The sequence below is a fragment of the ANME-2 cluster archaeon genome (genome assembly GCA_019429385.1).
Classification (GTDB): Archaea; Halobacteriota; Methanosarcinia; order Methanosarcinales; family Methanocomedenaceae; genus Methanocomedens_B.
Genome location: JAHYIS010000052.1, coordinates 1 through 9,582, shown reverse-complemented (window position 1 = coordinate 9,582; position 9,582 = coordinate 1). Strand labels below are relative to the sequence as shown.

The following is a 9,582-nucleotide window of genomic DNA, read 5'->3' as shown; positions in this document are numbered from 1 at the left end:
ATGCAACATGTTCATAGGGTACGGACAATACAATTACTTCGGCATCTGTTACCGCGTCTTCATTCAGGCATCCGGAAATGGTGCAGCTCTTATCGGATGCAGCTTTCAGCACCTTACGGTATTCATCAGCTGTCAGTTCGGCTTTTTCATACATTCTGGAACCGATAATGATCTCATGGTCCAGAGCCCATCTGAGCGCCAGGCCGCCACCAATGCTTCCCGTTCCGCCAAGGATAGCAATTTTCATAATATTTCAACTTCATTGAGTTCACGATATATATGATTTATGTAGAATGACATAATTAGTGCCATACCGACCAGACCACCACCACCCAACTTCTTCTGTACAAGAGCAATTCGAATCCCCGTCAACTCCTCTCCAGGTTGCCCAGGACTCAATCGAATATGCTTACACGTCCATGCTATATACCGATAGAAAATCATCCATGGAATGCACAAATAAATATATACCCGGATGTTGATTTAGTATGATGTGTGTCCTTTTTTTAGCTGTTTCTTCATATTGACTATCTACTGTTCGTGCGCCGTAACTCCACATCCCCGACGGAAGCTATAAATCGTGCCTCCAGTCCCAGAGCTGCAAAATCTTCTGGCGTGAACATTTCCTTCAAGTCCCCGGTATCCACCCGTTCGCCCTTTTTAAGATGGTTATTGACAGCACCCAGGTAAAACGTGTCGTGACTGCGCGCCATTTTGTTCAATATCGAGAGAACCTTCGACTTCCCGGCTACCTGCGCGCCGGTCTGGAAACCGTGCTTTTGTGCCGCGCCGGAAGCTGGCCTTTTTTGACTTAGCTGTTCTAATTGCTGTACGTGCCTTGCCTTTTTTATTGTCATACCCGATTCAGTTCGGGATTGGGTAGATACAGGTGTTGGTGTGTGAGCAGATATGGTTGCGGGTGCAAGTGCAGGTTTATGCTTCTTCATCCAGTCAGCAATCAATTGCCCTGTTTCCCCGCCGTTGCACACCTTCATTTCCTTATCCATCCATTCAGGCAGGTACTCGCGCACCCCTATCCCGCCTCTATTCGCAAACCGGGAATCGCACAGCACCAGCACTCCCTCCTCCTCAGCAGCCCGGTGCACCCTGCCCAGCGCCTGCAGTGCCTTGTTCATCGCCGGCAGGGTATATGCTATGAACAGCCCGTTCCTGGTACCATACTTGTTCTTATAATAATCGTTCACGCTCTTTTGTACCTCGGTATACGCAGTCAAGGGCAGTCCCACCACTGTAGAACCCTTCAAAGACTCGCCCCGGTAATCGATACCCTCGCTCATCTTGCCGCCGGCCACCGCCAGCAGTACGCCGGGTTTTGTGGCCTTTTTCAGTCCTGCCTGGAAGAACTGGGACAGGATAGCGGGGACATCCCTGGATTCCCTGGGCTCCTGGTAGATGCGCTTGCCTGCGGAAGTGGCCGAGCCGGTGCAAAAGTCCAGGTAATTGTCCAGCATACCATAGGAGGTAAAATACACCACCACATTGCCGGGCACTCCCCTGATAAAGGAATCAAGATGCTGCTGTATCTCTGCCACGTTGTCAACATCGGTTCTCTGGGAACTCTGGGTGGTAGCCTTGCTTGCTACCAGTATCAGCCTGTTCTCAGGCGGGAACTGGTTGGGCAGGGTCAGGATGGTGGCACGGCCGTTCTTGCCAAAATAGTACAATTCGTAAGCCTCAGGAGGTGACAGGGTCCCTGATATCATGATCGAAGCATGGTGATTGTCCATCACGCTTGAGATATGCATGCTGGGGTCGATGTTGCGAATTTCCAGCGTCGTGGAATGGTAGGTATTCTCACCCACCGTGCGCTCGTCAGTATATTTCAGGGGTATGTATGCCTCGTCATTCTTTGCAAAGTTCAGCATGAACAGGAATTCACCCACTTTTTGAAGATGTATCTCAGGGGATTCGGATTCTTTCGCTTTTTGCCTCTCAATAACATCGGCCAGGTTCATCAACTCACCAGCCATCCGGTCATCCTCCCGCACCAGGCTTTCACCGAACACAAAATCAGCGAACATGTGCGGGTCGAACCACTCTTCCGAAGACTGTCCTTTTTGAGCCATTTTTTCCATGAACGTGAGTATGCGTGGCAATATCTGGTCTGCCACTGCGAGGCTCTGGTTCAAACCACTTATCTTTGCAAGGCGACGTGATGTCTCAACCTCTTTGATAGCTTTCTTGATAGAGAATTCAGTGAGTTTATCGCTTATCATCGCCCGTACCGCATCGCCCAGGTTATGCGCTTCATCAATGAGCAGGATAGTCTTCTCCGGTTCCAGCCCCAGCCAGCTGTACATAGCATCCCTGTATTCATCATCAAACACGTGATTATAGTTCAGGGTGACCACGTCTGCATCCTCTGCCGAAACCCCCATCACTTCATAGGGACACAGGTTACCGCAATGCTCTGCCAGTTCTTCAGGGTAGATTATGGTATCTTTGATGTCACGGACCGTTTGCAATGCCTTTTTGGAACTGCGGAATTTGATCTCCCCGTCAAAGAAATACGCTTCCTTGGCCTGCAAATAATGCGGACAGCAGGAACGCTCACCTCCTCTCTCGTCCATTATTGAATCAAGCAGTGCATCATCTTTTGACGGGTCATAGACCGCATCGTTCCCCTTACCTGTTGCCTGCATGTACTCGCGCATCCTGGATTCCAGGAGTTGCCGGGTCATAATCTTCAGGATATCGCATCCCCGGTACACGCTGTCCAGTTCGTCCCGGAGCAGGCAGGTCTTGTCCTTGCCCACAAGGTAGGCGACCTTCGGCCGCTTGTTCGTGTGCTTGCGTATCTTCTGTATCTCGTCCAGGTAAATGGATACCTGGCTTATGGTGCGCACTGCCACAACGATGCGATTATCTCCCCGTGATGCCAGAAGTGCCGACAGGATGCTGGTCTTGCCGCTGCCGGTGGGTGCATCCACCATTAAAACGCCATGACCGCCCGTGCGGGCTATTTCGGCAGCCTTATCCAGCATTTCGCGCTGGTTAGGCCGGTATTCGGGATACGGGAACCACCGGTCGATATCGTCATCCATGTATCAGCACATCCCCACGAAATTCTCGAGCATTTTTAGGCCTTGCTCTCCGCTCTTCTCGGGATGGAACTGGGTGCCCATAACGTTGCCCGCTTTATTGACAACTGCGGCTGCGAACTCTATACCGTACCCGCACGACGCCAGTACATATTCGGGGGCACAGTCTGCAAAGTAGGAATGCACGAAATAGACATAGGTATCCCGGGGTATGTTCCTGAACAACGGGTGGTCGCTTTTGATATTCAGCGAGTTCCAGCCCATGTGGGGTACTTTTCCGACCGATGACGGGAACCGGACAACGTTTCCTGGCACCATTCCCAGGCCATCGGTCATGCCGCCCTCCTCTGACCGGGTGAGCAGCATCTGCATCCCGAGGCATATCCCGAGCATGGGTTTCCCGGTTGCTGCCACATCAAGCACATCGGACGTTAAGGGCGCCAGGTTGAGCATGGCATCCTGGAATGCACCGACTCCAGGCAGTACCACGGCGTCGGCCCTGTGCATGGCTGCCGGGTCTGAGGATATGGTGACTTCGGCCCCTGCATGTTCCAATCCGCGCGTGACGCTTCGCAGGTTGCCCAGGCCGTAGTCGATGATAACGATGTCTGTCATGGATACCTGATGGATTTGCGGATAAATAAATGTGAGGATTGGGGGAATAAACAGAGCAATTAATCGGGATAAATAATTCAAAAAGGCAATTATTCCACATGCTTTCCTTCGGGTGATATGATTGGTGGGTGGGGATTTTTAAACCGCCGAAAATGGGGAATTCTTAACCGCCGTTGACAAGGGATGCTAAATATTTTGGTGTTGAGGTTTACTTACACGTATTATTCGATTTATTTTGTCATCTTTTCTTTTACTTCAAATGCTTTGGAGCTGCCGGACCACATGAGTAATATATCCAAACAGTCATGGCACCACACCACCGGCATAATATACGGCACATTCCACCCCTCGCACGCAATTATCCGGCTGCCCGGTCCCGGATACTTATACACGCATGTCTGTGCTCATGTCCTGGTTTAGGGTAGGAGATAAGCGATAGGTAGCGTGGGTCTATTGGCCATTTGAGAGTTGAGAAAATTGGGACTGTATCAAAAACATTAATGAAGCAGTTATTCCAGTACTGAAACTTTCACCTTTATTTCAGCTAACTCGTGTTCTATTTTTGAAATACGTTCATCAAAATAAGATGTTAATTCGCCCCTCATTATGCGAATTTCGTGTGTTATTTCTTCTCTGTTCAAATCAATTTTTCCGCCCAGACTGTCAATCTTATTACCAAGATTTGTATCAAGTTTGTCAATTTTGCCCCCAACTCCCTCTATCTTATCACCGATATTTTTATCCATGTCATCGATTTTAGCACTGATATTTTTATCCATGTCATCGATTTTAGCACTGATATTTTTATCCATGTCATCGATTTTAGCACTGATATTTTTATCCATGTCATCGATTTTATCACTTACCCCATCGATTTTCTGGCCAAGGTTAGTGTTCATTTCCCTCATATACCTGACAGCCGTGTCCATTCTTTCATATGTTGCTGTGGTGAGGTCCTCGTCCCTGATGATTTCAAAGATTTTGAAGTCACCTGCTGGTTCACTGTATCGTACATCAATTTTTTCTACCCTGATAGGGTACTGGCTTATATTGACCATTCCCAGCAATTTTTGTATGGTATCCTTTTCACCTTCACAAATGACCTGCACTGTACCGTCATCAAGATTTTTGACCTGGCCAGTAAGATCCAGGTTAAAAGCTGCCTCATCAATAAAATCCCTGTAGCCGGCTTTTTGAATCCTGCCGTGAATTATGATTTCTGCCCGTGTTTGCATATACCAGACCGTTTCATTTAAAACAATATAAAGGTTATTCTGGTATGAGGCTGTTACATTGCATCTCGGTGCTTTCAAATCAACCGCGGATGAACGCAAATGAACGCGGATACGCTGCCTGAAAATCTGCATTCATCCGCGGTTTTATTCTATTCACCAACACGAATTGGAACGGTCTCTCTGGTATCATAGTGACAAAATCCACTGTTTTAAAATGGGGTATTGGTGGGATGGATTGTCCATGAATCAAGGAGCAAGGGTGATGTGGCGAGTCGGGAGCAGGGTGGATGCATCTCAGGCTGTATTCCTGACTTCGGTTTGGGGCGCATATAATTAAACAATTAATATATTTTGTTTGTCATGGCGGCACTCCCCACATAACATCCGGCACATCCCCATCCTGCCCCCTCTGCCGCACCCGCCCCGCACTCCTGTCCGGCTGCCCGGCCCCGATGCTCCTGTGCTCATGCGTCCGGGCGTGGGATAGGGGATAGGCGAGGGGGGCGGAGTGAGTGAATGTATCCGGTAGCAGGAGGGTAATTTAATACGGACCGCAGAGTTCGCAAAGGGACGCAGAGAAGAGGAAAAATGGATTTGTGCACTACATGGTCTGCAAAACCATTTATTAGTATATATCGATTACGATAATTTAGGTGTGCTTTTTAGAATAATGCTTTTTTTATATTTTTAAGACGGATTCAATCCCCAAATGTTGTCTTTCAGCTTTTATGCATAAATTAATCTGCCTTTTGGTATCGGTATCTCTCTTCCAAGCTCACGTGCGGTTTCCATCCATTCCCTGATCACGATTAGAGTATTTTTCATTGCATCTTCATAAGTCCTGCCGTCTGCCATGCATCCCGGAAGTTCCGGTACTTCTGCAATATATGCATCGTCTTCTTCACTCCAGTAAATTACCAGTTCATATTTTATCTCATCTTTCATAGTCTTCCTCATCTAAATGGAATTTATATTCAAGAAACAATTTTCGAATCTGTTTGACCTGATACGGTTTTGCGGTTTAAATGGAAAAATGTTATTATTGAATCCAATTTTCAATTTTGAGGTTACTGATTCTTTTAAAATGCTTATGATTATTGGTAACCAATATACTATCATTTTCTAAAACGGTAGCTGCAATGAGAATATCGGCATCACTTATTTGTAAACCTTTTTTTCTGAGGTCTGCATAAATTTCGCCAGCTTTTTTCTCTATATCAGTATCAAGCTGAAGAATATCCACACATTCTACAAAATCTTCTACTTCTTGTTGAATCTGTTTCTCTTTAATAAAAGAAACGCCTTTGAATAATTCATACACCGTAAGACCTGTTATGTAAATAAAGGTTTCAGGAGAAAGTCCTTCCTTCGCTGAATTTGTCACGTTCCTTTAAAATATCCGAAAAAATCCCGACTTTTTCAGGCCCCATTTGTTTCCAGATACCAGCAAATCTTAGGACATCATATACATTTCCATGTTTTTGTTTGAAGATCTCTTTTTTGAAAAAATGTATCGTCTTGACAACTTTTCTAAAGTCGTTGTCTGAAAGTTCCCTGACATCTTTTAATAAGAACTTCTCATACCTGCTTCTGGAGATCATTCAATTCCACCTATTTGATAATAATGTTTGTTCCATATAAATATCTCATCCTCAATATCGAGCAGTTCATGATAACGCTATCAAGCAGTCCCCATCCTGCACCCCCTGCCGCACCCGCCCAGCACCCCCTGTCCGGCTGCCCGGTCCCGATGCTCCTGTGCTCATGTGTCCGGGCATGGGATAGGGGATAGGCGAGGGGGGCGGAGGTGGTGTTTGTGCCGGTTCGATAGAAACCTGCAAAAGTTGTCAGGTTAGAAGAAAAAGATTGCACACGCCAGGTTACATAATCCAGAGCATGCATAGAAGTGTCACACGCGGACCTCCATGATGACCTGCTGGCTGCCGTCAGGGAATGTGGCAATGACCGTCACATGGTCGTTGTAGGTAAAATTGTTGCTGCTGAATATGGACGTGCTGCTGGGTTCAATATCAGGCAGATTATCGGATTCAGGGTCGTCCAGGTTAGTTCCGTTGAAAAGGTAAATGGAAAGTCCTTGCCATTTAAAGTTTTTTTTCGTTCATTCAATTCACCGCAAAGTACGCAGTGCGACAAGAAGTTACAACACAAATTGCCTAACGGCTACTCCCTCCATTCGGAGTAATCCTACTGTGGAATGCGTCAATGGTAACGTTGGGGTGTTAAGCCCACAGGACAACGTGGAAAGGTCAGAAAGTCCAATTCAGGCCTAACTGCCAGGATAAGAAAGCTATGAAGAGTGTAATGCGAACCATCGTAAGAATCGTGATTGCGAATAAGCGAAATCGGACTGACACGCTTAAACCAAAAGGTATGTAACCAGACTGTAATGACTTGCGTCACATTACAGGGAATGGACAAATGGTTTCCGGTTTATAGATGGCTTCTAAGGCTTTCACAATTATTTGTGATGTAGAACTTGGTAAGCCCTATGTGCTCCCTGAATCGGGTAGGAACTCTGTAAGGAGCAACGACGGCACTGAGGGTAAAGGAGACAGTAAAAAGCGAATGACAACTTGTAATGAGATGTATAGAGGTTCTAAATTTGCCTTAACCCGAAAGGGTGCTGACTTACTGCAAGGTGTTTCATTGTATGAAAGGAAGCAAACTTATGAATGTAAGTAATTCAATTACACCGAAAGGTGAGAGACTTACAGACACTCGACACAAATTCCAATGGAGAAATATCGATTGGAAAATGGTCACTAATAGTGTTAATAAGCTGCAAACCAGAATTACAAAAGCAGTGAATCAAGAACAATGGCATTTAGTAAAAAGACTACAGTATCTGCTAACCAATTCGTTTTATGCGAAACTGTTGGCAATAAGGAAAATAACTCAAAATAAAGGACACAGGACAGCTGGAGTTGATGGCGAAAAGTGGATAACGCCAAAAGCCAAAATGAAAGCTGCTCTTGAACTATCTTCTAAGAAGTATGAAGCGAAACCATTACGAAGAGTCTATATTGAGAAATATGGTAAGAAGGAAAAACGACCACTAAGTATCCCGACTATGCGCGACAGGGCAATGCAGGCATTACATGCCTTTGCCTTAAATCCAGTTGCAGAAGCAACTGCTGACAGAGCCTCGTTTGGCTTCAGGAAAAATAGAAGCACACACGATGCATGTTCGCAAGCTTTTACCTGTTTGAGCACAAGATATTCTGCTCAATGGGTGCTGGAAGGAGATATTAAAGGCTGTTTTGACAACATCAACCATGAATGGTTACTGGACAATATCCCGATGGATAAGTCAATTCTCAAACAATTTCTTAAATCAGGGTTTATATATAACCGACATCTGAATCCTACCAAGGCGGGAACTCCACAAGGAGGTATTATATCTCCAATATTGGCGAACATGACCTTAGACGGAATTGAAACTACAATTGCAACTAAGTACTATACCAATAAAAGCGGGAAAGTAGATAAAAGTAGGCACAATCCTCACAAAGTAAATTTCGTACGGTATGCCGACGATTTTATCGTGACTGCTGATTCAGAGGAAACTGCTAAAGAAATTGCAGAATTGATTAAATCGTTCATTAAGGAAAGAGGTCTGGAACTGTCAGAGGAGAAAACTTTGATAACTCATATAGACGATGGTTTTGACTTTTTAGGCTGGAATTTCCGAAAATACAGTGGGAAACTCTTGATTAAACCATCCAAGAAATCCATTGATAAAATCACTGAAAAGATTAGTGACGTAATCAAAGAAGGGAAAGCATGGAATCAGGAAAAACTCATTGGTGTCCTTAATCCCATAATAACTGGTTGGTCGAATTACCACCAGTCGGTTGTTTCCAAAGAGATATTCGGCAAACTTGATTATAGGGTATGGAATATGCTCTGGAAATGGGCTAAAAGGAGACATCCAAGTAAGTCATACTGGTGGATTGCCGATAAATATTGGCATAGAGCAGGAACACGGAAATGGGTGTTTTCTACGGGAAGGAACGAGCTTAAACGCTTTTCAGATACTAAGATAGTCAGACATCCATGTATAAAATTGGATAAAAACCCTTATCTTGATATGGAATATTTCGATGTACGAAGGAATAATTTAAGTCTTCGTAGAATTGCTAACAAATCTTTAAGCGGAATGATTAGAACATAAATATTGTAGAAAAAAAAACTGAATGCCAGACACATAATTGAAAACTGCTGCCCGATACAGAAAGGGTTATGAAATGCTTGAGCCGTATGCGGTGAAAGTCGCACGTACGGTTCTAAGAAGAGGGAGAACGAGCAATCGTTCTTCCTTATTCGACAAGTTCACTAAGACATTGTTGCCTTAACTTTGCGTTCTTCGCGTTCTTTGCGGCGGAGTATGATATAAAAAATATATTTTCACAGCCATGCAAACACTCTACCATCTTACACTCCTCGTTTTCGTCCCCATCCGCAGCTATAGGAGCCGGCAAGTCATCTGTAGTAGTTTGTGGAAAGATTGAATCGCGAGGCTGAGTTATACAATTAAGTATAACTATTTATACAATAGACTTCAATTTTATATTTGATCAAAATGTGCCATTCAACAGTTGAGCTTAAGAGATGGGGCAACTCCCTTGGAATAATCATCCCTAAAGACA

10 protein-coding genes are annotated in these 9,582 nt (G+C 45.1%); 2 read left to right on the top strand and 8 right to left on the bottom strand.

Annotated features, from left to right (window positions below):
• The 8 genes from K0A89_12355 to K0A89_12320 all read right to left on the bottom strand — a co-directional run.
• The coding region (locus K0A89_12355) for an NAD(P)-binding domain-containing protein (GenBank protein ID MBW6519276.1) at window positions 1–247 on the bottom strand (247 nt) is incomplete at its 3' end.
• 280 nt (window positions 248–527) lie between these two features.
• Window positions 528–3,065 carry an ATP-dependent DNA helicase gene (locus K0A89_12350; protein ID MBW6519275.1) on the bottom strand — a complete coding sequence of 846 codons (2,538 nt, stop codon included), beginning with the start codon at window positions 3,063–3,065 and terminating at the stop codon, window positions 528–530.
• A 3-nt stretch (window positions 3,066–3,068) separates the two neighbouring features.
• Window positions 3,069–3,677: an imidazole glycerol phosphate synthase subunit HisH gene (hisH, locus tag K0A89_12345; GenBank protein MBW6519274.1), complete on the bottom strand. Its 609-nt coding sequence runs from the start codon at window positions 3,675–3,677 to the stop codon at window positions 3,069–3,071.
• Window positions 3,678–4,186: 509 nt separating this feature from the next.
• Complete coding sequence (locus K0A89_12340; protein MBW6519273.1) at window positions 4,187–4,912, bottom strand: acylphosphatase; 726 nt, start codon at window positions 4,910–4,912, stop codon at window positions 4,187–4,189.
• Window positions 4,913–5,638: 726 nt separating this feature from the next.
• Window positions 5,639–5,857 carry a type II toxin-antitoxin system HicB family antitoxin gene (locus K0A89_12335; GenBank protein ID MBW6519272.1) on the bottom strand — a complete coding sequence of 73 codons (219 nt, stop codon included), beginning with the start codon at window positions 5,855–5,857 and terminating at the stop codon, window positions 5,639–5,641.
• Window positions 5,858–5,951: 94 nt separating this feature from the next.
• Window positions 5,952–6,296, bottom strand: coding sequence for a PIN domain-containing protein (locus tag K0A89_12330; protein ID MBW6519271.1), 345 nt, complete (start codon window positions 6,294–6,296; stop codon window positions 5,952–5,954).
• Window positions 6,262–6,513, bottom strand: a complete 252-nt coding sequence (locus tag K0A89_12325; protein MBW6519270.1) for a hypothetical protein — start codon at window positions 6,511–6,513, stop codon at window positions 6,262–6,264. The genes K0A89_12330 and K0A89_12325 overlap by 35 nt, the downstream gene beginning before the upstream one ends.
• A 10-nt stretch (window positions 6,514–6,523) precedes the next feature.
• Window positions 6,524–6,814, bottom strand: a complete 291-nt coding sequence (locus K0A89_12320) for a hypothetical protein (GenBank protein MBW6519269.1) — start codon at window positions 6,812–6,814, stop codon at window positions 6,524–6,526.
• 4 nt (window positions 6,815–6,818) lie between these two features.
• Between K0A89_12320 and K0A89_12315 the strand changes: the two genes are divergently transcribed.
• The gene (locus K0A89_12315; protein MBW6519268.1) at window positions 6,819–7,115 is read left to right on the top strand and encodes a hypothetical protein; all 297 of its coding nucleotides are present in this window, start codon (window positions 6,819–6,821) and stop codon (window positions 7,113–7,115) included.
• A gap of 486 nt (window positions 7,116–7,601) precedes the next feature.
• Window positions 7,602–9,107, top strand: a complete 1,506-nt coding sequence (ltrA, locus tag K0A89_12310; GenBank protein ID MBW6519267.1) for a group II intron reverse transcriptase/maturase — start codon at window positions 7,602–7,604, stop codon at window positions 9,105–9,107.
• The last annotated feature ends 475 nt before the right edge of the window (window positions 9,108–9,582 follow it).

Excerpts from the sequence above, each read along its gene's own strand:
- K0A89_12350 (MBW6519275.1), bottom strand. The coding sequence starts at position 3,065 with ATGGATGACGATATCGACCGGTGGTTCCCGTATCCCGAATACCGGCCT.
- hisH (MBW6519274.1), bottom strand. The coding sequence starts at position 3,677 with ATGACAGACATCGTTATCATCGACTACGGCCTGGGCAACCTGCGAAGC.
- K0A89_12340 (MBW6519273.1), bottom strand. The coding sequence starts at position 4,912 with ATGCAAACACGGGCAGAAATCATAATTCACGGCAGGATTCAAAAAGCC.
- K0A89_12335 (MBW6519272.1), bottom strand. The coding sequence starts at position 5,857 with ATGAAAGATGAGATAAAATATGAACTGGTAATTTACTGGAGTGAAGAA.
- K0A89_12325 (MBW6519270.1), bottom strand. The coding sequence starts at position 6,513 with ATGATCTCCAGAAGCAGGTATGAGAAGTTCTTATTAAAAGATGTCAGG.
- K0A89_12320 (MBW6519269.1), bottom strand. The coding sequence starts at position 6,814 with ATGCATGCTCTGGATTATGTAACCTGGCGTGTGCAATCTTTTTCTTCT.
- ltrA (MBW6519267.1), top strand. The coding sequence starts at position 7,602 with ATGAATGTAAGTAATTCAATTACACCGAAAGGTGAGAGACTTACAGAC.